The sequence below is a fragment of the Streptomyces sp. AN091965 genome (assembly GCF_022698285.1).
GTDB lineage: Bacteria > Actinomycetota > Actinomycetes > Streptomycetales > Streptomycetaceae > Streptomyces.
Map to the genome: position 1 here is coordinate 5679914 of NZ_JALDMY010000001.1, position 21642 is coordinate 5701555.

A 21642-nucleotide genomic window follows, 5' to 3' on the forward strand; every position below is an offset into this window, starting at 1 on the left:
GTGGAACTGCCGCTCGCGCTCGGCGGTGCCCTGTGGGGCGCCCTGGCCGGGCTCGCCCTGCCGCGCGCCGTGTACCGCTTCTCGGCCCCGGCCGGTGAGCCCTGGCGCGAGCGCTGCCCGAGCGACGCGCACAAGGTGCGGGGCTGGCTGGGCCCGGGCCGCTGCCCCGACGGGGAGCGGTACGGCCCCCATGCCCCCGCCCTCGCCGCCGTCGCGGCGGTCGTCTGCGCCCTGCTCGGTCTTGCGACGGGCCCGCGCCCCGAGCTCGTGGTGTGGCTGCTGTGCGTGCCGCCCGCCCTCGTCCTCGCCTGTGTCGACCGTGCCGTCATGCGCCTGCCGGACGTGCTGACGCTGCCGCTGGCCGCGGCCGCGCTCGCGCTCCTCGGCGTGGCGGCCGCGCTGCCCGGCCACGGCGGCGACTGGACGCAGGCGGTCCTCGGCGCGCTCATGCTCAGCGGCGGCTATTTCGTGCTGTTCCTGATCAATCCGAACGGGATGGCGTTCGGCGACGTGAAGCTCGCGCTCGCGCTCGGCGCGGCCCTGGGCTGGTACGGCTGGGGCGCGCTGGTGCTCGGCACGTTCACCGGGTTCGTCTGCGCCGCGCTGTACGGCGGCTGGCTCGTCGTGGTGCGCGGGGCGGGCCGCAGGACGGCGATAGCCTTCGGCCCGTTCCTGCTGGCCGGGGGGCTCGCGGGCGTCCTGCTCGGCGCGCACGCGGCCTGACGCCGGGGCGCGGCCCACCGGACGCCGGGGCCCAGGAGCCCTGGCGTACGCTGAAGAGCGATCTGTCCAACCCCCTTACGGAAGGGACGCACCGGTGACCGAGAAGGCCGACCTCACGTCCTCTGATGTCACAGCCGTCCTCGACCGTGCCGCGGCGGGCGGACGGATCAGCGCCGAAGAGGCGCTCGCCCTGTACCGGGACGCCCCGCTGCACGCGCTCGGCGCGGCCGCCGACGCCGTGCGCCGCCGCCGGTACGCGGGCACCGAGCACATCGCGACGTACATCATCGAGCGGAACATCAACTACACGAACGTCTGCGTGACGGCGTGCAAGTTCTGCGCGTTCTACGCCGCCCCGAAGGACACCAAGAAGGGCTGGACCCGGGACCTCGACGACATCCTGCGCCGCTGCGCGGAGACCGTGGAGCTCGGCGGCACGCAGATCATGTTCCAGGGCGGCCACCACCCGGACTTCGGCGTGGAGTACTACGAGAAGCACTTCGCGGCCATCAAGAAGGAATTCCCGCAGCTCGTCATCCACAGCCTGGGGGCGAGCGAGGTCGAGCACATGGCCCGGATCTCGAAGGTCTCCGTCGAGGAGGCCATCCAGCGGATCAACGCCGCCGGGCTCGACTCCTTCGCGGGCGCGGGCGCCGAGCTGCTCCCGGAGCGGCCGCGCAAGGCCATCGCCCCGCTGAAGGAGTCCGGCGAGCGCTGGCTGGAGATCATGGAGACCGCCCACAAGCTGGGCGTGGAGTCCACCTCCACGATGCTGATGGGCACCGGCGAGACGAACGCCGAGCGCATCGAGCACCTGCGCATGATCCGCGACGTACAGGACCGGACGGGCGGCTTCCGCGCCTTCATCCCGTACACGTACCAGCCGGAGAACAACCACCTCAAGGGCCGCACCCAGGCCTCGATCTTCGAGTACGTCCGCATGATCGCGATCGCGCGGATCTTCCTGGACAACGTGGCGCACATCCAGGGCTCCTGGCTGACCACCGGCAAGGAGGCCGGTCAGCTCACGCTGCACTACGGCGCGGACGACCTCGGCTCGGTGATGCTGGAGGAGAACGTGGTCTCCTCGGCGGGCGCCAAGCACCGCTCCAACCTGCGCGAGATGATCGACATGATCCGCTCCGCCGACCGCGTGCCCGCGCAGCGCGCCACGACGTACGAGCACCTGGTCGTGCACGACGACCCGGCGAACGACCCGGTGGACGAGCGCGTCGCCTCGCACATCTCCTCCACCGCCATCGAGGGCGGCACGGCCCACCCGGAGCTGAAGCTCCTCACCTCCAACTAGGGCCGCGCGAGGGCCAGTTGCTGACACTGCACCAGGTGGACGCGGTCCGGCCCGCCCCCGCGGGGGCGGACGCCGTCGTCGTCGACGGCGCCCGGATCGCGGCCGTCGGCCCGTACGCGCAACTGCACGCGGCGTACGGCGAGCGCGCCCGGGTCCGGCGCTGGGACGGCGTCCTGACCCCCGGCCGCCACGAGCCCGACGCCGTGGCGCTCCTGGAGTCCGCGTACTGGCCCGACCCGCGCGAGGCCGACGAGCTCGGCACGGACCCGCTGACCGGAGCGGACCTGGACGGGCTCGGCATGACGGACACCCGCTGGGGCCACAGCGCCCGCCGCGGCCTCCAGCGCCTCCTGGCCACCGGCACCACCACCCTGGCGGGCCCCTTCACCCACCCTTCGGTCCGCACGGCCGTCACCCGTTCAGGCATCAGAGTCGTCACCGCGGCCCCGCCCGAAGCACCCTTGGCGTCGTCGGCCCCCGCGGACTTCGCGATCTTCACCGAGGACGGAACCTGCGTGGCGACAGCCATCGAGGGCCGCCTCCTGTTCCGCCGCCGCTGAGGCAGGACGCCCTGAAAGGGGCGTGGGGAACTGCGCGAGCAACCACGGCGAACGCCGCACCCGCCCACTACGGGAAGAGGGCAGGCGAGAGGCCCCGGCCAAGGAAGAAGACCGGCCTGACACAATGGGCCGGGTGACCCGCGCATCCCTGGACAAGCAGCCGCACGAAGTCGCCTCGATGTTCGACGACGTCGCGGAACGGTACGACCTCACGAACGACGTGATCTCGCTCGGCCAGGCCCGGCTGTGGCGCAAGGAGGTCGCCAGGGCCGTCGACGCGCGGCCCGCGCAGAAGATCCTCGACCTCGCCGCCGGGACGGCCACGTCCTCGCAGCCCTTCGCGCAGGCGGGCGCGTACGTGGTGCCGTGCGACTTCTCGCTCGGCATGCTGCGGGTCGGCAAGCAGCGCCACCCGTGGATGCCGTTCACCGCGGGGGACGCCACGAAGCTGCCGTTCAAGGACGACACCTTCGACGCCGTCACGATCTCCTTCGGCCTGCGCAACGTGCAGGACACCGACGCCGCGCTGCGCGAGATGTTCCGCGTCACCCGGCCCGGCGGGCGCGTGGTGATCTGCGAGTTCTCCGAGCCGACGTGGGGCCCCTTCCGCACGGTCTACATCGAGTACCTGATGCGGGCGCTCCCGCCGGTCGCCCGCACGGTGTGCTCGAACCCGGACGCGTACGTCTACCTCGCCGAGTCCATCCGCTCCTGGCCGAACCAGCCGCAGCTCGCGGCGCGCCTGGCCGACGCGGGCTGGTCCAAGGTGGCGTACCGGAACCTGACGGGTGGCGTGGTGGCGCTCCACCGGGGTTTCAAGAAGGGCTGAACGGTCGTTTCGGACGCGGCGGTTGACGGGAACCGCGCGCCGGAGAAGATGTGTCAGTTGATATGTACCGGCCACTCCACGTGGCCGGAGCATAACGGTCGGCGCTCACCGACCCGTCCCCCTGACGATCTCCTCAAGACGGAGCGTTCCGATGTCGTCGTATTGCCCGCACTGCGGGGCGCCATCCCCGGACGAGGCCCGTTTCTGCATGAAGTGCGGGCGCGAACGCCTCCCGGAGCCGACGGGGGAGGCCTCGGACGCCGCACCCCGGGACGCACCCCAGGACCCCTCCCGGGACGCGCCCGGCGACACTCCTCGGGACGCGCCCCAGGGCGCTCCGGAGAGCGCGCCCGCCGCCCCCGCCGAAGCCCCAAGTCACCCCGAGACGCTGGTGGTTCCCCCGGCCCCGGTGGCCGCGCCGCCACCGACGGCACCGCCGGCCCCACCGGCCCCACCGGCACCGCCCTCCCCGGCAGCCCCACCCGCCCCTGCGGCGGCCCCGGTCGCAGCGGCGCCCCCGCACCCCGCCACGCCCGCCTACGCACCGGTCCCCGCCGCGCCCTCACCCGTCGGCGCCTTCCTCGGGCGGACCGCGCGCGGTGACTGGGCCGGCTCCGCGCAGGCCGCGCTGTGGCCGCTCGCGGCGCTGCTGCTCTCCGCGCTCGTGTGCGCCGCGCCGAAGTACGGACAGGACGACGAGGACTTCGTCGGCTTCGCCGACCGGCTGCGGATCGCCCTCGCCTTCGTCCTCCAGGCGGTGGGCGGCCGCCTGGAGCTCTCGGGCACCGAGGAGGAGACCGGCTTCGACGGCTCTGTCTCGGAACGGGTGGTCGAGGGCACCTTCGGCGTGCACCTGGTGCCGCTCACGGTGACGGCGCTGTTCATCGGCGGGCTCGTCATCGGCGCGCGCATCCTCAGGAACCGCCTGCGGCTGCGCGGGCAGAGCCTGCCGGGGAGCACGGCGGGCCTCGAAGCGGCCGTCCGCGTCGGGCTGCTCACCGCGCTCGGCGTGCTGGTGCTCGCCCTCTTCGGGCAGCCCGAGATCCAGCGCGCCGAGGTGTCGTCCGGCCCGCTCCTCGCGATGCTCGGCGCGCTCGCGCTCGCCCTCGGGGTCTCGGCCGCCGTGCTGCACCGCGACGGCGCCGCCCCCTGGCTCGCCACCCGCCCCGGCGCGCAGTTCTTCACCCGCGCCCTGGGCGCGTCCCTGCGCGCCCTTGCCGTCGTGCTCGTCCTCAGCTCCGTCACCGCGTACTTCAGCGTCACGCAGATCGACGCCTTCAACGGCGACTCCGAGGTGCCGGGCTCCGACGTCTCGAACGACCGGGTCTCGCCCTACCTCGTCGCCCTGATGCTCCTGCCGAACCTCGGTCTGCACGCGCTCGGCCTCGGCTGGGGCGCGCCCCTGAAGTCCGAGGCGAGCAGGGGCTCGCGGTACGGCGGCTACGGCGACAGCGGCGAGAGCGAGTCGTTCGGCCTGTCGAAACTCGGCGACCTGGTCAATTCGGGCGCGGTCGTGGGCGCGTTGGCGCTCGGCCTGGTGTGCGCCCTCGTGATCGCGTTCGTGGGCGCGCGCCGCTGCGCCCGCCGCGGCGAGCAGATCCTGGCCGCGGGGCTCTCCTTCGGGCTGATCCTGCTGCTCGCCGCCGTCGGCGGCTTCGGCGTGGAGACCACCGCCCGGCAGCGCGGGCTCGGCGGCGAGACGTCGAGCGGCTCCTTCGACGCGGGCGTGAGCATGCCGGACCTCTTGCTGTTCGGGCTGCTGTGGGTGGCCGGAGCGGTGCTGGTGGCGGCCGTGTTCACCGCGCGCGGCAGCGGGGTGCCGCCGGTTCCGCCGGGGCTGCCGCCGGGCCAGCTGCCGCCGCCCGCTCCCGGCGCGGCGGGCCCCGGCGCGCCCGCGGCGTACGCCGTCCCCGGCCCGTACGACCCCAGCGCGGCCCCCACCCAGGGCGTACTGGCGTCGCCGCCCGCCCCCGCGCGGCCGCGCGGCCGCGCCGGGGTCTGGGCGCTCACGCTGGCCGTCGCCCTCCTCGTGGGCGGCGGCACGACGGCGGGCATCGTCGTCTGGCAGGAGAACCAGAGCACCTCGGACGACGCGGGCACGTCCGACAAGGCGGGCCAGGACGCGTCCGGCACCGGGACCGGCTCCGACGACGACGGCAAGAACGACGGCCCGGCCGTCAGCCGCACCGACGAGCCGAGCCGGACCCCGCCGACCGCCCCCGCGCGGCCCTCCGGCGGGGAGAGCGACGGCGGCGAGAGTGCGGGGGACGCCGCGGTGCCGCCGGGCTCCGAGCGCGTCACCGACCCGAAGGGGTTCTCGTTCGCCGCGCCCGAGGGCTGGAGCAGCCGGGCCGGGGACAACCCCACGCAGTCCATGTACGCGGGCGCGAGCGGGGCGGAGAACTTCCTCGTCGGCGTGATCCCGGACGCCGGCTACACCTCGTACGAGAACCTCACGAACATGGAGGAGCACGCCGAGAAGGACCCCGACAAGTCCGACTACCGGCGCATCCGCCTGGAGGACAACACCTTCCAGGGGCGCGCGGGCGCGGTGTGGGAGTACACGTACACCGACACGTCGGGCCGCAAGATCCACGCGATCGACCAGAGCTACGTCACCGCCGACGGCACCGAGTACGCGATCCAGCTGTCCTGGCGCGCGAAGGTGTGGTCGACGGAGCGCGGCACGCGGACGCACCGGACGGCGCTCGACACCTGGCGGACCTCGGGCTGACGGCAACGGGCCGACCCCGCGGGGCGGGGCGCCGCGGTGGTGGTGCGCACCACCACCGCGGCGTCGGCCGGTCCGGGCCCCGGGGCCTCAGGCCTCAGCGCTGGAAACCCTCAGCCCTCGAACGCCTCAGCCCTCGAACGCCTCAGCCCTCCAACGCCTCAGCCCTCCAACGCCTCAGCCCTCGAACGCCTCAGCCCCGACGCCGACCTCCGGCTGTCCCGGCTCGGCCAGTTCCCGCTGGAGGCCGCCGTCCGACGGGCCGGGCAGCCGCGGCTCGCGCACCCCGGCGCCGCCCTCGCCCTCGCCGGGGCCGAGGTCGAACCACACGGTCACGACGGCACCGCGCGGCACCTCGACCTCCGGCAGCGGGTACTGGCGCACGACGTACTCAAGGACCACGTCGTCGAGTTCGGAACGGTCGCCCGCCACCAGGCGCACGCCGCGCTCGGCGGCCCTCTTGCGCGCGTCCATCGCCATCAGGCCCACGAAGCGCGGTACGCGCACTTCCAGCGGCCCGGCGTCCCCCGGCGTCCTCGGCACAGGCGTCACCCCTCAGCGGCAGGGGCGCGAACCCCCAGCGGTAGGGGAGGCCCCGGCGGTAGGGGAAGGGTAGCCCGGCCGGGCCGGACTACAACCCCACGCGGTAGCAGCACGCGCGGCGGTCCGCGCCGGGCACGTCGTACGTCTCCTGGCGCTCCATGCCGAGGCGCGCGGCCACCGCCATGGACCGTTCGTTGCGCACGTCGATCACGGCGACCACCGACGGCACGCCCGCCGCCCGCAGCCGGTCCAGGCTCGCGCGGGCCGCCGCGGTCGCGTAGCCGTTCCCCCACGCCCGGCGGGCGATCCGCCAGCCGATCTCGATCTCACCCGTGGGCCCCCACTCGCGCGGCCACGGCTGGGCCCCGGCGAGGCCCACGGGCTCGCCGCCCGGGTCCAGCAACGTCCACAGGCAGAAGCCCAGTTCCGCGTCGTGGCGGCGCTGGCGCGCGGTCAGCTCCTCGTACACGGAGAGCTCGCTGGACACACCGCCGCCCACGTACTCCATGACCTGAGGGTCGTCGAAGAGCCGGTGCCAGACGAAGGCGTCCTCGTGGGTCGGCACGCGCAGGCCGACGGCGGGGGCGCTGCGGGTCCGGTGGGGGGCGTCGTCCAGCTCGCTCACGTCGCTCACAAGTGGCCCTTCGGGTGATTGATCAGTACCGCCTCATAGACTGCCCTCATCCCGTGCCGGTCGGCACACCGATTTCGAGCCTTGGGGAGAACCCTCCGTGACCGAGCCGCTCTCCGACACCACCGCCAACTCCGCGGACGTCATCGTCGTCGGCGCGGGTCCCGCCGGTTCGACCACCGCGTACTACCTGGCGAAGGCCGGGCTCGACGTGCTTCTCCTGGAGAAGACCGCGTTTCCGCGGGAGAAGGTCTGCGGTGACGGCCTGACGCCGCGTGCCACGAAGCAGTTGGTGTCCATGGGCATCGACATCTCCGAAGAGGCCGGCTGGCTGCGGAACAAGGGCCTCCGCATCATCGGGGGCGGCGTACGCCTGCAGCTGGATTGGCCGGATCTCGCCTCTTACCCCGACTACGGACTCGTCCGGAAGCGCGACGACTTCGACGAGCAGCTCGCCCGGCAGGCCCAGAAGGCGGGCGCACGTCTGTACGAGCGGTGCAACGTGGGCGCTCCCATCGTCGACGACCGCACCGGCCGCATCACCGGCGTGGAGGCCAAGCTCGGCGAGGAGAAGACGCCGGTCACCTTCCACGCGCCGCTGGTGGTCGCCGCCGACGGCAACTCCACGCGCCTGTCCCTCGCGATGGGCCTGCACCGCCGCGAGGACCGCCCGATGGGCGTCGCGGTGCGCACGTACTTCACGTCGCCCCGCCACGACGACGACTACCTGGAGTCCTGGCTGGAGCTGTGGGACCGCCGCGGCGCCCAGGACCGACTGCTCCCCGGCTACGGCTGGATCTTCGGCATGGGCGACGGCACGTCGAACGTCGGCCTCGGCGTCCTGAACACCACCGCCGCCTTCAAGGAGCTCGACTGGCGCGAGGTCCTCAAGGCCTGGTGCGCCTCCATGCCCGAGGACTGGGGCTACACCCCGGAGAACATGACGGGCCCGATCCGCGGCGCCGCCCTGCCGATGGCCTTCAACCGCCAGCCGCACTACACCCGCGGCCTGCTGCTCGTCGGCGACGCGGGCGGCCTCGTCAACCCGTTCAACGGCGAGGGCATCGCCTACGCCATGGAGTCAGGGCAGATCGCCGCCGACGTCATCGTGCAGGCCGTCGCCCGCGCCACGCCCGCCCAGCGCGAACTGGCCCTCCAGCGCTACCCGAAGGTCCTCAAGGACACCTACGGCGGCTACTACACGCTCGGCCGCGCCTTCGTGAAGCTCATCGGCAACCCGAAGGTCATGCAGATCGCCGCCCAGCGCGGCCTCACGCACCCGCTGCTGATGAAGTTCACCCTGAAGATGCTCGCCAACCTGACGGACCCGACGGGCGGCGACGCGATGGACCGCATCATCAACGGCCTGAGCCGGGTGGCCCCCAAGGCCTGACGCCTCGCCGCACGTCTAAGGGCCGGAACCCTCCCAGGAGGGTTCCGGCCCTTAGACGTGGCTGAGAGAGGCCGTCAGAGGACGCGCACGGCTCCGGAGGCCGGGTAGCCCGACAGGTCCTGGATCACGACGCCCTTGCTCGGGTTCGCGGCGTCCAGGTACTGGCCGTTGCCGATGTAGACACCGACGTGGTACGCGGAGCCCGCGCCGCCCCAGTACAGGATGTCGCCCGGCTGGATGTTGGAGAGCGAGACCGGGGTGCCCGCGGTCGACTGCGCCTGCGAGACGCGCGGCAGGTCCACGTTGACCTGCTTGAAGGCGGCCTGCACGAGGCTGGAGCAGTCCCACGCGTTGGGGCCGGAGGCGCCCATCACATACGCGTCGCCCAGCTGGGCCTTGAGGAAGCTGATGACCGTCGCCACGCTGCCGCCGGAGGGCGCGGAGACGTTCGAGGAGTCGGAGGCGGAGGAGCCGCCGCCGGAGCCGCCGGAGCCGCCCGCGGGGGCGGAGTTGGTGCTGAGCTGCGTGCGCTCGGTGGCCCGCGCAGCGCGCTCCTGGGCCTCCTTCTCGCGCTTGGCCTCGGCCGCGGCCTTGGCCTTCTTCTCGGCCTCCGCCTTCTTCTCGGCGGCCTTCTGGTCCTTGCTGGCCTGCTTGGCGGCCTTGACGGCGGCGGCCTCCTGCTGGGCACGCGCCTCGTAGCTGTCGGCGGTCTGCTGGGTGGCGTCCGCGGACTGCGCGATCTGAGCGGACAGATCGGCGGTGAGCGTGGGCAGCTCGATCGTCTCGGTCACCGGCTCGGCGGCGTTCGCCGTGCCGGCGGCGCCGGCCACGGCCAGGGTGCTGAGGACGCCACCGGCAACTCCGGCGCGCAGAGCCATCTTCGACGCGCTGCGACGGGGCTTCCGGTGGCTGGGTATGTGAGCGGTGTGGGACATGGGAACAACCGCTATCAAGGAGTGGGGGTTCCCTTCAAGAAACGTGTGCTGCGCCACAGTTGTCCCGTGCGGCCGTGAATCCCGGGCGTGTCGCATCTTATTGACGCCGTAAAGGGCAATGCGGACAGTGGTGATCACGCCTGTGATCATGGGTTTTCCGAGTTACGTCCGAATTGCCCGTGGTCTAACACGTGTTCAGGCCGTTGGCCAAGCCCGGTTGTTCGACCCGAGGTTCGAGTGTGGTACAGGTCACATCGTGGGGCCCGTGAGGGCCGCCCGAGACCTGGCTGAGACCTGGCCGATATCTCCCGGGTATCTCGCGGGTTCCCGCCGAGTCCCTCCGTACTCCTCCGGTCTCCCGCTGTCGCTTCTCCATGCGCGCTGTCGCTTCTCTGCGGATGCTTCGCGCGCGGCACCTCCCGACTTCGGCCGAGGGGGCGCGTGACCGGCGGGCGGAATGCGTGACTGGCGGAGGGAGTGCCCCGCTTCCACGAGGGGGCTCGTGAACGCGTGCACGCAACGGAGCCTCCCACCCGTCCCGGCGCCCCCGCGCGGAGGCGTCCACCGCCGTCCACACCTCTGCCGCCAAAGTGTGAACGCGACCCTCTATCAAGTGATCACGTCCAGCGCCAATTTGCCTGTAGTGGCCACCTCTTGATAATGCAACACCGCCCCGACCTGCCCCGACGCGTCAAGATGTCACCTCTGGTGATCACTCAGGTGCTTCGCGTACGAAGATCACCGCTCATCCGACTTCATGATCCTTCGTCAGGTGGTGGAGATCACAAAGCCGTTGTCGTACCCCGTGTCGCAGATCACAGACCGGCGGGCATAAGATGCGGGGCAGTTGGGCTTGTGACCTGCTTCACATGTAAGCGATCTTCGAGAGCTCCGAAGGCCCGGGGATCGCGGACGGGCGGGGCGGCGAGCGGGTCCGACGCAACCGCCAGCAGTCAGTGCCGACTGAGAGGAGCGAGGAGCGGTGAACGCGTATGCGCCCATCCTCGTACTGGGAGCCCTCGGGGCAGGCTTTGCGATTTTCTCCGTGGTCATGGCCACGCTTGTCGGCCCCAAGCGCTACAACCGCGCGAAGCTCGAGGCCTACGAGTGCGGAATCGAGCCGACCCCCACGCCGGCCGGCGGCGGGCGCTTTCCCATCAAGTACTACCTGACGGCGATGCTCTTCATCGTCTTCGACATCGAGATCGTCTTTCTCTACCCCTGGGCCGTGAGCTTCGACGCCCTGGGGATTTTCGGGCTCGTGGAGATGCTGCTCTTCGTGCTCACCGTCTTCGTCGCGTACGCGTACGTATGGCGGCGCGGCGGCCTGGAATGGGACTGACCCCGGCAAGGGACTGACCCCCGATATGGGACTGAGCCCCGGAAGGGGACAGAGGAGCCACTGAGCATGGGACTCGAAGAGAAACTGCCGAGCGGATTCCTGCTGACCACCGTCGAGCAGGCCGCCGGGTGGGTGCGCAAGGCATCCGTCTTTCCCGCCACGTTCGGCCTCGCGTGCTGCGCCATCGAGATGATGACGACCGGCGCCGGGCGCTATGACCTGGCGCGCTTCGGCATGGAGGTCTTCCGCGGCTCGCCGCGGCAGGCGGACCTGATGATCGTGGCCGGGCGCGTGAGCCAGAAGATGGCGCCCGTCCTGCGACAGGTCTATGACCAGATGCCCAACCCCAAGTGGGTGATCTCCATGGGGGTTTGCGCGTCTTCCGGCGGAATGTTCAATAACTACGCGATTGTCCAGGGCGTTGATCATGTCGTCCCGGTCGACATCTATCTGCCCGGCTGTCCGCCCCGGCCCGAGATGCTGTTGGACGCGATCCTCAAGCTGCACCACAAGATCCAGAACACCAAGCTCGGTGTGAACGCGGAGGAAGCGGCCCGCGAGGCGGAGGAAGCGGCCCTCAAGGCCCTCCCCACCATCGAGATGAAGGGGCTGCTGCGGTGACCGACCCCCACGACGGCGCGAGCAACGGGGTCAACCCCGAGAAGGACCTCAGCGCCTCCAACCTCCCCGGCCAGCGCGGCGAGCGCGGCGAGGAGGTCCGCGTCCAGCGCGGCATGTTCGGCGCGAACAACGGCGGCGACACCTCCGGCTACGGCGGCCTGGTCCGCTCCATCCGGCTCCCGGGCGCGGCCAACCGGCCCTACGGCGGCTGGTTCGACGAGGTGGCCGACGAACTCGAAGGCGCCCTGGAGGAACAGGGCCTCGTCCCCGAGAACGCCATCGAGAAGACGGTCGTCGACCGCGGCGAGCTCACCTTCCACATCGCGCGCGAGCATCTCGTCCGGGTGGCCCGGACCCTGCGGGACGACCCGGCGCTGCGCTTCGAGCTGTGCACCGGCGTGTCCGGCGTGCACTTCCCCGGCGACAAGGGCCGCGAGCTGCACGCCGTCTACCACCTGCGCTCGCTCACCCACAACCGGCTGCTCCGCCTGGAGGTCAGCGCCCCGGACGCCGATCCGCACGTGCCGTCCCTCGTCGCGGTCTACCCGACGAACGACTGGCACGAGCGCGAGACCTATGACTTCTTCGGCCTCGTCTTCGACGGCCACCCCGCGCTCACGCGGATCATGATGCCGGACGACTGGCAGGGCTTCCCGCAGCGGAAGGACTACCCGCTCGGAGGCATTCCCGTCGAGTACAAGGGCGCCCAGATCCCGGCTCCGGACCAGCGGAGGTCGTACAGCTGATGAGCACTCCCTTCACCTCTGCCTCCTCCGCCTCCGCGCGCGAGACCACCGAGGGCACCGTCTACACGGTCACCGGTGGCGACTGGGACGAGGTCGCCAAGTCGGCCGTCGAGGCCGACGACGAGCGCATCGTCGTGAACATGGGCCCGCAGCACCCCTCCACGCACGGCGTGCTCCGGCTCATCCTGGAGATCGAGGGCGAGACGGTCTCCGAGGCCCGCTGCGGCATCGGCTACCTCCACACGGGCATCGAGAAGAACCTCGAGTACCGCACCTGGACCCAGGGCACCACCTTCGTCACGCGCATGGACTATCTGACGCCGTTCTTCAACGAGACGGCGTACTGCCTGGGCGTCGAGAAGCTCCTCGGCATCGAGGACCAGATCCCCGACCGCGCCACCCTCATCCGCGTGCTCCTGATGGAGCTGAACCGGATGTCCTCCCACCTGGTGTGCATCGCCACCGGCGGCATGGAGCTGGGCGCCACCACGATCATGATCTACGGCTTCCGCGATCGTGAGCTCATCCTCGACATCTACGAGCTGATCACCGGCCTGCGCATGAACCACGCGTACATCCGGCCCGGCGGACTCGCCCAGGACCTGCCGCCCGGCGCGGTGGACCAGATCCGCGAGTTCGTGAAGAAGATGAAGAAGAACCTCCCCGAGTACGACAAACTCGCCACCGGGAACCCCATCTTCAAGGCCCGCATGCAGGACGTCGGCTACCTCGATCTGACCGGCTGCATGGCACTCGGCGCCACCGGCCCCATCCTGCGCTCCGCCGGGCTCCCGCACGACCTGCGCAAGAGCCAGCCGTACTGCGGCTACGAGACCTACGACTTCGAGGTCCCGACCGCCGACACGTGCGACTCCTACGGGCGCTTCCTCATCCGCCTGGAGGAGATGCGCCAGTCGCTGCGGATCATCGAGCAGTGCCTGGACCGGCTGCGGCCCGGCCCGGTCATGGTCGCCGACAAGAAGATCGCCTGGCCCGCCCAGCTCTCGCTCGGCCCCGACGGCCTCGGCAACTCGCTCGACCACATCAAGAAGATCATGGGCACCTCCATGGAGGCCCTGATCCACCACTTCAAGCTGGTGACGGAGGGCTTCCGGGTGCCGCCCGGCCAGGTCTACACCGCCGTGGAGTCGCCCAAGGGCGAACTCGGCGTGCACGTCGTCTCCGACGGCGGCACCCGCCCCTACCGGGTGCACTTCCGCGATCCGTCCTTCACCAACCTGCAGGCCATGGCGGCGATGTGCGAGGGCGGCCAGGTCGCCGACGTCATCGTCGCCGTCGCGTCCATCGACCCCGTGATGGGAGGCGTCGACCGGTGACAGACGCATCGCCGACGAGCCTGGGGATGCCCCGACTCCCCGCCCCCGACTACCCGGCCGACGTACGGGCCCGGCTCGAAGCGGACGCCAAGGAGGTCATCGCCCGCTATCCGGACTCCCGCTCCGCCCTGTTGCCGCTGCTGCACCTCGTGCAGTCGGAAGAGGGGTACGTGACGCGCACCGGGATGCGGTTCTGCGCGGAGGTGCTCGACCTGACCACCGCCGAGGTCACGGCCGTCGCGACCTTCTACACCATGTACCGGCGGAAGCCCTCCGGGGACTACCAGGTCGGCGTGTGCACCAACACGCTGTGCGCCGTCATGGGTGGCGACGCCATCTTCGAGGCCCTCCAGGAGCACCTGGGCGTCGGCAACGGCGGCACTACCGAGGACGGCAAGGTGACGCTCGAACACATCGAGTGCAACGCCGCCTGCGACTTCGCGCCCGTGGTGATGGTCAACTGGGAGTTCTTCGACAACCAGACCCCGCAGAGCGCCAAGCGCCTCGTCGACGACCTGCGCGCGGGCGTCCAGGCCGAGCCGACCCGCGGCGCCCCGCTGTGCACCTTCAAGGAGACGGCCCGCATCCTCGCGGGCTTCCCCGACGAGCGCCCCGGAGCCGTCGAGGCCACCGGCGGCGCGGGACCGGCCTCGCTGATCGGGCTGCGCCTGGCCAAGGGCGAGGCACCCCCCGCGCGCGTGGTCCATCCGCGCACGGGCGGACCGGAGGGCGCCCAGCCGCACGACCCGTCGCCCAGCGAGCACCTGAGCTCGCACGACGCGCCGCAGAGGACCTCGGCATCCGACCCCTCGCATCCCGCGGGCCCGGTCGGCGAGGGCCGCGAGGAGGGAGAGTGATGACCTTGGCCGCCGAGATCAACGAGACCAGCCCGGAGAAGCTGCTCGCCCCGGTCCTCTCGGCCTTCTGGGACCAGGAGAAGTCCTGGACCCTCGACGTCTACCGGCGCCACGAGGGTTACGAGGGACTGCGCAAGGCCCTCGCGATGGAGCCGGACGACCTCATCGCCTATGTGAAGGCCTCCGGGCTCCGCGGCCGTGGCGGGGCGGGCTTCCCCACCGGGATGAAGTGGCAGTTCATTCCGCAGGGCGACGGCAAGCCGCACTATCTAGTTGTCAACGCCGACGAATCGGAGCCCGGGACCTGCAAGGACATCCCGCTCCTCTTCGCGAACCCGCATTCCCTCATCGAGGGCATCGTGATCGCCTGCTACGCGATCCGTTCGTCGCATGCCTTCATCTATCTGCGTGGTGAGGTCGTCCCCGTACTGCGGCGGCTGCACGAGGCCGTGCGCGAGGCGTACGCGGCGGGCTACCTCGGCAAGAACGTCCTGGGCAGCGGACTCGACCTCGAACTCACCGTGCACGCGGGCGCGGGCGCGTACATCTGCGGTGAGGAGACCGCGCTGCTCGACTCGCTCGAAGGCCGCCGTGGCCAGCCGCGACTGCGTCCCCCCTTCCCTGCGGTCGCGGGTCTCTACGCGTGCCCCACTGTTGTCAATAACGTCGAGTCCATCGCATCGGTTCCCGCGATCCTGCAGCGGGGCAAGGACTGGTTCACCTCGATGGGCAGTGAGAAGTCCCCCGGCTTCACGCTGTACTCGCTCAGCGGGCACGTCGCGTCGCCCGGCCAGTACGAGGGGCCCCTCGGCATCACGCTGCGCCAGCTGCTCGACATGAGCGGCGGCATGCGCCCCGGGCACCGCCTCAAGTTCTGGACGCCGGGCGGCTCTTCGACGCCGATGTTCACCGACGAGCACCTCGACGTGCCGCTCGACTACGAGGGCGTCAGCGCCGCCGGGTCCATGCTCGGCACCAAGGCGCTGCAGTGCTTCGACGAGACCACCTGCGTCGTCCGCGCGGTGACGCGCTGGACCGAGTTCTACGCCCACGAGTCCTGCGGCAAGTGCACGCCCTGCCGCGAAGGGACGTACTGGCTCGTGCAGTTGCTGCGCGACATCGAGGCGGGCAAGGGCGTGATGGCCGACCTCGACAAGCTGAACGACATCGCCGACAACATCAACGGCAAGTCCTTCTGCGCCCTCGGCGACGGAGCCGCCTCGCCGATCTTCTCCTCGCTCCAGTACTTCCGCGCGGAGTACGAGGAGCACATCACGGGCAGGGGCTGCCCCTTCGACCCCGCCAAATCGACGCTCTGGGCCGACAGGCCCCTGGAGAACACGGAGGTGAACGCATGACAGTGACCACCAATAGCGCTCCCTCCGGGGGCGGGGAGGCGGCGGTGCCGCCGGAAGACCTGGTCACGCTGACGATCGACGGCATCGAGATCAGCGTCCCCAAGGGGACCCTGGTCATCCGGGCCGCCGAGCTCCTCGGCATCGAGATCCCGCGCTTCTGCGACCACCCGCTGCTCGATCCCGCGGGCGCCTGCCGCCAGTGCATCGTCGAGGTCGAGGGCCAGCGCAAGCCGATGGCGTCCTGCACGATCACCTGCACCGACGGCATGGTCGTCAAGTCGCAGCTGACGTCGCCGGTCGCCGAGAAGGCCCAGCACGGCGTGATGGAGCTGCTGCTCATCAACCACCCGCTGGACTGCCCGGTGTGCGACAAGGGCGGCGAGTGCCCGCTGCAGAACCAGGCCATGTCGCACGGCAACGCCGAGTCCCGCTTCGAGGGCAGCAAGCGCACCTACGAGAAGCCGGTGCCGATCTCCACCCAGGTGCTGCTCGACCGCGAGCGCTGCGTGCTGTGCGCCCGCTGCACCCGCTTCTCCAACCAGATCGCGGGCGACCCCATGATCGAGCTGGTCGAGCGGGGCGCGCTCCAGCAGGTGGGCACCGGCGAGGGCGACCCCTTCGAGTCGTACTTCTCCGGGAACACCATCCAGATCTGCCCGGTGGGAGCGCTCACCTCGCACGCCTACCGCTTCCGGTCGCGCCCCTTCGACCTGGTGTCGTCGCCGTCGGTGTGCGAGCACTGCGCGGGCGGCTGCGCGACCCGCACCGACCACCGGCGCGGCAAGGTCATGCGGCGGCTCGCCCAGGACGACCCCGAGGTCAACGAGGAGTGGATCTGCGACAAGGGCCGCTTCGGCTTCCGGTACGCGCAGAAGCCCGACCGCCTGGCCACGCCGCTGGTGCGCAACGCGTCCTCCGGTGAGCTCGAACCGGCGAGCTGGCCCGAGGCGTTGGCGGCGGCCGCACACGGCCTGGCCGCCGCGCGCGGGCGGGCCGGCGTCCTGACCGGCGGGCGCCTCACCGTGGAGGACGCCTACGCGTACAGCAAGTACGCGCGCGTGGCGCTCGACACGAACGACATCGACTTCCGCGCGCGGGTGCACTCCAGCGAGGAGGCCGACTTCCTGGCGGCACGTGTCGCCGGGCGCGGCCGGGACCTCGACGGCACCGGTGTCACGTACACCGCCCTGGAGAAGGCCCCCGCCGTCCTGCTCGTCGGCATCGAGGCCGAGGAGGAGGCGCCCGGCGTCTTCCTGCGGCTGCGCAAGGCGTGGCGCAAGCACGGCCAGCGCACGTACGCCGTCGCCACGCACGCCACGCGGGGCCTGGAGAAGGCGGGCGGCACGCTCCTCGCCGCGGCGCCCGGCACGGAGACCGAGTGGCTGGACGCGCTCGCCGCCGGGGTCGGCCTGGAGGACGACGGCGCGAAGGCCGCCGAGGCGCTGCGCGCCGAGGGCGCGGTCATCGTCGTGGGGGAGCGGCTCGCGGCCGTGCCGGGGGCGCTCACCGCCGCCGTGCGGGCCGCGTCCGCGACCGGCGCGGCCCTGGTGTGGATCCCGCGCCGCGCGGGCGAGCGCGGTGCGGTCGAGGCCGGCGCGGTGCCGTCGCTGCTTCCGGGAGGCCGCCCGGCCACCGATCCGCGCGCGCGGGACGAGGTCGCGGCCGCCTGGGGCGTGGCCGAACTCCCGCACCGCTACGGCCGGGACACCGGCCAGATCGTCGAGGCCGCCGCGACCGGCGAGCTGAGTGCCCTCCTGGTAGGCGGCGTCGAGGTCGCTGACCTGCCTGATCCGCCGCGCGCGCGGGAGGCGCTCGACGCGGTCGGCTTCCTGGTGTCGCTGGAACAGCGGCCGAGTGAGGTGACCGAGCGCGCCGACGTGGTCCTCCCGGTGGCCGCCGTCGCCGAGAAGCCGGGCACCTTCCTCAACTGGGAAGGCAGGGCCCGGCTTTTCGAGGCCGCGCTCAAGCCGGACCAGATGACGCGCCGACTGGCACCCACCGACGCCCGCGTCCTGCACATGCTGGCCGACGCGGGCGACGTGCACCTCGGCCTGCCCGACCTGCTGACCGTCCGGCGCGAGCTCGACCGGCTCGGCGGCTGGGACGGGCCGCGCGCGACCGAGCCCCTGGAGACCGCGGTCCAGCTGCCGCGGCCCGCCGCGGGGGAGGCCGTGCTCGCCGGGCACCGGCTCCTGCTCGACCGGGGCCGCCTCCAGGAGGGCGACGACGCGCTCGCCGGGACGCGGCACGCGGCGGTGGCCCGGCTCTCGGCGGCCACCGCGGCCGAGGCCGGTGTCAAGGACGGCGACACCCTCGCCGTCACCGGCACCGCGGGGCGGGTCGAACTCCCCCTCGCGGTCACGGAGATGCCCGACCGCGTGGTGTGGCTGCCGCTGAACTCCGTGGGCGGCGGCGTCGCCTCCGACACGGGGGCGCGGCCGGGCGCGCTGGTCAGGATCGGCCCCGCTGTCCGCGTCGAGCCCGCCCAGGGCGCCCAGGAGGTGCAGTCGTGAGCCCCATGACCCAGCTCGCCGCCGAAGACCTCTCCATGTTCGGCCGCGACCCCTGGTGGCTGGTGGCCGTCAAGGCGGTCTTCTGCTTCGCGTTCCTCGTGGTGTCCGTGCTCTTCGCCATCGTGTGGGAGCGCAAGGTCGTGGCCTGGATGCAGCTGCGCATCGGCCCCAACCGCAACGGCCCCTGGGGCTTCCTGCAGTCCCTCGCGGACGGCATCAAGCTGATGCTCAAGGAAGACCTGATCGTCAAGCGCGCCGACAAGGTGGTCTACATCCTGGCGCCGGTCGTCGCGGCCATCCCCGCCTTCATGGCGATCGCGGTGATCCCCTTCGGGCCCGCGGGCAACGAGGTCTCGATCTTCGGGCACCGCACCACGATGCAGCTCACCGACCTTCCGATCGCGATGCTCTACATCCTCGCGGTCGCCTCGGTCGGCATCTACGGCATCGTGCTCGCGGGCTGGAGCTCCGGCTCCACCTATCCGCTCCTCGGCGGTCTGCGCTCGTGCGCGCAGATGATCTCGTACGAGATCGCGATGGGCGCCGCGTTCGCGTCCGTCTTCCTGTACTCCGGGTCGATGTCCACGTCGGCGATCGTGGAGGCGCAGCAGGAGCGCTGGTACATCGTGCTCCTGCCGGTGTCGTTCCTGATCTACATCGTGACGATGGTCGGCGAGACCAACCGCGCGCCGTTCGACATGCCGGAGTCCGAGGGCGACCTCGTCGGCGGCTTCAACACCGAGTACTCGTCGATCAAGTTCGCGATCTTCATGCTTGCCGAGTACATCAACATGATCACCGTCTCGGCCGTGTCCGCGACGCTCTTCCTCGGCGGCTGGCGCGCTCCTTGGCCCATCAGCGGCTTCTGGGAGGGCGCCAACCACGGCTGGTGGCCGATGGCCTGGTTCACGCTCAAGGTGCAGCTGCTGCTGTTCTTCTTCATCTGGCTGCGCGGCACGCTGCCCCGCGTCCGCTACGACCAGCTGATGAAGCTCGGCTGGAAGGTCCTCATCCCGGTGTCGGTGGTGTGGCTGATGCTCGTCGCCACCGTCCGCGCGCTGCGCAACGAGGACTACGACTTCAGCGAGATCGCCCTCTACGTAGGGGGCGGAGTCATCGCGCTGCTCCTGCTCTCCGTCCTGTACGACCTGTTCCGGGACAAGCGCGAGAAGGAGGCCGCGGCCGCCGCCGAGCCCGCCGAGGCCGACGCCTTCGACCCGATGGCGGGCGGCTTCCCGGTGCCACCGCTGCCCGGCCAGACCCTGCCACCCGTGCCGCGCCGACGCCCGCGCCATGAGCGGGAGTTGATTGTCAGTGGTGGCCCGGATACTCAAAGTGACGGAAAGGAGGCGTCCGATGGCTGAGCAGTCCGAGCAGTCGAACACGCCGGACCGGCCGCGGCGCGGTCAGCCGCCCGAGCGGCCGGCGGGCCAGGAAGCAGCGCAGGCGAACCAGTCGGATCAGGGGTTCCAGAACCCCGTCGCGGGCTTCGCCGTGACCTTCAAGGCCATGTTCAAGAAGCGGCTCACCGAGCAGTATCCGGAGCAGCAGAAGACCACCGCTCCCCGCTTCCACGGCAGGCACCAGCTCAACCGCCATCCGGACGGCCTGGAGAAGTGCGTCGGCTGTGAGCTGTGTGCCTGGGCCTGTCCGGCGGACGCCATCTACGTGGAAGGCGCGGACAACACCGAGGAGGAGCGCTACTCCCCGGGCGAGCGCTACGGCCGCGTCTACCAGATCAACTACGCCCGCTGCATCTTCTGCGGCCTGTGCATCGAGGCGTGCCCCACGCGCGCGTTGACGATGACGAACGAGTTCGAACTCGCCGACAGCAGCCGCCAGAACCTGATCTTCACCAAGGAACAGCTGCTCGCGGGCCTCGACGAGGGCATGGTCGAGGCGCCCCACGCGATCTACCCCGGCACGGACGAGGGGGACTACTACCGCGGTCTGGTGACGCGGGCGGCCCCCGGCACGGAGCGCCAGGTCGCCGCCTCCAAGGGCGAGCGGGAGCCGGAGCCCAGGGCCGAGGGGGTGGACGCGTGACCTCCGTCGCGGCCTACACCACCTCCACGGGCGAGGCCTTCCAGTTCTGGGTGCTCGGCACGGTCGCCGTGATCGGCGCGCTGAGCACGATCCTCATGAAGAGGGCGGTGCACAGCGCCCTCTGCCTGGCCGGGACCATGATCATCCTGGCGGTCTTCTACCTGGCCAACGGCGCGTACTTCCTGGGCATCGTCCAGATCGTCGTCTACACCGGCGCGATCATGATGCTCTTCCTGTTCGTCGTGATGCTCGTCGGCGTCACCGCCGCGGACTCCTTGAAGGAGACCATCAAGGGTCAGCGCTGGCTGGCCGCCCTGTGCGGCATCGGCTTCGCCGTCCTGCTGTTCGCGGGCATCGGCAACGCCTCGGTGAAGGACTTCAACGGCCTGGGCAAGGCCAATGAGGGCGGCAACGTGGAGGGCCTCGCCGCCCTCATCTTCACGAAGTACGTCTTCGCCTTCGAGATCACCGGCGCCCTGCTGATCACCGCGACCGTCGGCGCGATGGTGCTCACCCACCGCGAGCGCACCGAGCGCGCCAAGACCCAGCGCGAGCTCGCCGAGGAGCGGGTGCGCGCGGGCAAGCACCTGCCGCCGCTCCCGGCCCCGGGCGTCTACGCCCGGCACAACGCCGTGGACATCGCGGGCCTGCTGCCCGACGGCACGCCCTCGGAGCTCACGGTCAACAAGACGCTCCGGGAGCGCGGTCAGATCCGCGACGTCTCCAGTGAGGCCCTGGAGGACCTGCGGGCCCTGGAGCAGCGCTCCACCGACCGCCTCGAACGTCCCGACCTGCGCCGCACGGATCCCGGGCGCGGCGCGGGCGGCGACCGGGCCGAGCAGACCGAGGAGGCGTCGAAGTGAATCCGGTCAACTACCTCTATCTGGCGGCCCTGTTGTTCGCCATCGGTGCCACCGGCGTCCTGATCAGGCGGAACGTGATCGTGGTCTTCATGTGCATCGAGCTGATGCTCAACGCCTGCAACCTGGCGTTCGTCGCGTTCTCCCGGCTGCACGGCAATCTCGACGGCCAGATCATCGCCTTCTTCACGATGGTCGTCGCCGCGGCCGAGGTCGTGGTCGGGCTCGCGATCATCGTGTCGCTGTTCCGCTCCCGCCACTCGGCCTCGGTCGACGACGCCAGTCTGATGAAGCTGTAAGGGGTCGCT

The 21642-nt window shown here is 71.3% G+C and carries 20 protein-coding genes; 17 read left to right on the forward strand and 3 right to left on the reverse strand.

Annotated features, from left to right (window positions below; genetic code table 11):
• From MQV74_RS24110 to MQV74_RS24135, 5 genes are all read left to right on the forward strand, one after another.
• The gene (locus MQV74_RS24110) at nucleotides 1-723 is read left to right on the forward strand and encodes a prepilin peptidase (protein ID WP_374120676.1); all 723 of its coding nucleotides are present in this window, start codon (nucleotides 1-3) and stop codon (nucleotides 721-723) included.
• Nucleotides 724-817: 94 nt separating this feature from the next.
• Nucleotides 818-2032 (forward strand): cyclic dehypoxanthinyl futalosine synthase, encoded by a 1215-nt coding sequence (gene mqnC, locus MQV74_RS24115; RefSeq protein WP_242720908.1) that lies wholly within the window; start codon nucleotides 818-820, stop codon nucleotides 2030-2032.
• A gap of 17 nt (nucleotides 2033-2049) precedes the next feature.
• A complete protein-coding gene (locus MQV74_RS24120; RefSeq protein WP_242720911.1) occupies nucleotides 2050-2592 on the forward strand; it encodes an imidazolonepropionase-like domain-containing protein in 543 nt (180 codons plus the stop codon).
• 133 nt (nucleotides 2593-2725) lie between these two features.
• Nucleotides 2726-3421 (forward strand): demethylmenaquinone methyltransferase, encoded by a 696-nt coding sequence (locus MQV74_RS24125; RefSeq protein ID WP_242720913.1) that lies wholly within the window; start codon nucleotides 2726-2728, stop codon nucleotides 3419-3421.
• Between the two features lie 151 nt (nucleotides 3422-3572).
• A complete protein-coding gene (locus MQV74_RS24135) occupies nucleotides 3573-6155 on the forward strand; it encodes a zinc-ribbon domain-containing protein (RefSeq protein ID WP_278194209.1) in 2583 nt (860 codons plus the stop codon).
• Nucleotides 6156-6329: 174 nt separating this feature from the next.
• On the opposite strand, the gene MQV74_RS24140 is transcribed toward MQV74_RS24135, so the two are convergent.
• Together MQV74_RS24140 and MQV74_RS24145 are read right to left on the reverse strand one after the other, a co-directional pair.
• On the reverse strand, nucleotides 6330-6695 hold the full coding sequence (locus tag MQV74_RS24140) for a PASTA domain-containing protein (protein WP_242720916.1): 366 nt from the start codon (nucleotides 6693-6695) through the stop codon (nucleotides 6330-6332).
• A gap of 88 nt (nucleotides 6696-6783) precedes the next feature.
• Nucleotides 6784-7329, reverse strand: a complete 546-nt coding sequence (locus MQV74_RS24145) for a GNAT family N-acetyltransferase (protein ID WP_374120677.1) — start codon at nucleotides 7327-7329, stop codon at nucleotides 6784-6786.
• 97 nt (nucleotides 7330-7426) lie between these two features.
• On the opposite strand from MQV74_RS24145, the gene MQV74_RS24150 reads away from it, so the two are divergent.
• Nucleotides 7427-8719, forward strand: a complete 1293-nt coding sequence (locus MQV74_RS24150) for a geranylgeranyl reductase family protein (protein WP_242720919.1) — start codon at nucleotides 7427-7429, stop codon at nucleotides 8717-8719.
• Between the two features lie 74 nt (nucleotides 8720-8793).
• Here the strand turns inward: MQV74_RS24150 and MQV74_RS24155 are convergent, their stop codons facing one another.
• The gene (locus MQV74_RS24155) at nucleotides 8794-9654 is read right to left on the reverse strand and encodes a C40 family peptidase (protein ID WP_242720922.1); all 861 of its coding nucleotides are present in this window, start codon (nucleotides 9652-9654) and stop codon (nucleotides 8794-8796) included.
• Nucleotides 9655-10636: 982 nt separating this feature from the next.
• Between MQV74_RS24155 and MQV74_RS24160 the strand changes: the two genes are divergently transcribed.
• The 11 genes from MQV74_RS24160 (at nucleotide 10637) to nuoK (ending at nucleotide 21633) form a co-directional block, all read left to right on the forward strand.
• On the forward strand, nucleotides 10637-10996 hold the full coding sequence (locus MQV74_RS24160) for an NADH-quinone oxidoreductase subunit A (protein ID WP_138961244.1): 360 nt from the start codon (nucleotides 10637-10639) through the stop codon (nucleotides 10994-10996).
• A 66-nt stretch (nucleotides 10997-11062) separates the two neighbouring features.
• Nucleotides 11063-11617 carry a NuoB/complex I 20 kDa subunit family protein gene (locus MQV74_RS24165; RefSeq protein ID WP_030678080.1) on the forward strand — a complete coding sequence of 185 codons (555 nt, stop codon included), beginning with the start codon at nucleotides 11063-11065 and terminating at the stop codon, nucleotides 11615-11617.
• Nucleotides 11614-12363 (forward strand): NADH-quinone oxidoreductase subunit C, encoded by a 750-nt coding sequence (locus tag MQV74_RS24170; RefSeq protein WP_242720925.1) that lies wholly within the window; start codon nucleotides 11614-11616, stop codon nucleotides 12361-12363. The genes MQV74_RS24165 and MQV74_RS24170 overlap by 4 nt, the downstream gene beginning before the upstream one ends.
• Nucleotides 12363-13700: an NADH-quinone oxidoreductase subunit D gene (locus MQV74_RS24175; RefSeq protein ID WP_242720927.1), complete on the forward strand. Its 1338-nt coding sequence runs from the start codon at nucleotides 12363-12365 to the stop codon at nucleotides 13698-13700. The genes MQV74_RS24170 and MQV74_RS24175 overlap by 1 nt, the downstream gene beginning before the upstream one ends.
• 26 nt (nucleotides 13701-13726) lie before the next feature.
• Nucleotides 13727-14557 carry an NADH-quinone oxidoreductase subunit NuoE gene (nuoE, locus tag MQV74_RS24180; RefSeq protein WP_242720930.1) on the forward strand — a complete coding sequence of 277 codons (831 nt, stop codon included), beginning with the start codon at nucleotides 13727-13729 and terminating at the stop codon, nucleotides 14555-14557.
• Nucleotides 14554-15915 (forward strand): NADH-quinone oxidoreductase subunit NuoF, encoded by a 1362-nt coding sequence (nuoF, locus tag MQV74_RS24185; protein ID WP_242720933.1) that lies wholly within the window; start codon nucleotides 14554-14556, stop codon nucleotides 15913-15915. Before nuoE ends, nuoF begins: the two co-directional genes overlap by 4 nt.
• Nucleotides 15912-18428 carry an NADH-quinone oxidoreductase subunit G gene (locus MQV74_RS24190; protein WP_242720936.1) on the forward strand — a complete coding sequence of 839 codons (2517 nt, stop codon included), beginning with the start codon at nucleotides 15912-15914 and terminating at the stop codon, nucleotides 18426-18428. Before nuoF ends, MQV74_RS24190 begins: the two co-directional genes overlap by 4 nt.
• Before the next feature lie 5 nt (nucleotides 18429-18433).
• Nucleotides 18434-19792, forward strand: coding sequence for an NADH-quinone oxidoreductase subunit NuoH (gene nuoH, locus MQV74_RS24195; RefSeq protein ID WP_242729076.1), 1359 nt, complete (start codon nucleotides 18434-18436; stop codon nucleotides 19790-19792).
• The gene (gene nuoI, locus MQV74_RS24200) at nucleotides 19785-20474 is read left to right on the forward strand and encodes an NADH-quinone oxidoreductase subunit NuoI (protein WP_242720939.1); all 690 of its coding nucleotides are present in this window, start codon (nucleotides 19785-19787) and stop codon (nucleotides 20472-20474) included. The genes nuoH and nuoI overlap by 8 nt, the downstream gene beginning before the upstream one ends.
• Nucleotides 20471-21337: an NADH-quinone oxidoreductase subunit J gene (locus MQV74_RS24205; RefSeq protein ID WP_242720941.1), complete on the forward strand. Its 867-nt coding sequence runs from the start codon at nucleotides 20471-20473 to the stop codon at nucleotides 21335-21337. Before nuoI ends, MQV74_RS24205 begins: the two co-directional genes overlap by 4 nt.
• A complete protein-coding gene (gene nuoK / locus MQV74_RS24210) occupies nucleotides 21334-21633 on the forward strand; it encodes an NADH-quinone oxidoreductase subunit NuoK (protein ID WP_030678055.1) in 300 nt (99 codons plus the stop codon). The genes MQV74_RS24205 and nuoK overlap by 4 nt, the downstream gene beginning before the upstream one ends.
• The last annotated feature ends 9 nt before the right edge of the window (nucleotides 21634-21642 follow it).

Coding starts and splice junctions, on each gene's coding strand:
- nuoI (WP_242720939.1), top strand. CDS start 19,785: ATGGCTGAGCAGTCCGAGCAGTCGAACACGCCGGACCGGCCGCGGCGC.
- MQV74_RS24175 (WP_242720927.1), top strand. CDS start 12,363: ATGAGCACTCCCTTCACCTCTGCCTCCTCCGCCTCCGCGCGCGAGACC.
- nuoH (WP_242729076.1), top strand. CDS start 18,434: ATGACCCAGCTCGCCGCCGAAGACCTCTCCATGTTCGGCCGCGACCCC.
- MQV74_RS24135 (WP_278194209.1), top strand. CDS start 3,573: ATGTCGTCGTATTGCCCGCACTGCGGGGCGCCATCCCCGGACGAGGCC.
- MQV74_RS24165 (WP_030678080.1), top strand. CDS start 11,063: ATGGGACTCGAAGAGAAACTGCCGAGCGGATTCCTGCTGACCACCGTC.
- MQV74_RS24190 (WP_242720936.1), top strand. CDS start 15,912: ATGACAGTGACCACCAATAGCGCTCCCTCCGGGGGCGGGGAGGCGGCG.
- nuoE (WP_242720930.1), top strand. CDS start 13,727: ATGCCCCGACTCCCCGCCCCCGACTACCCGGCCGACGTACGGGCCCGG.
- MQV74_RS24155 (WP_242720922.1), bottom strand. CDS start 9,654: ATGTCCCACACCGCTCACATACCCAGCCACCGGAAGCCCCGTCGCAGC.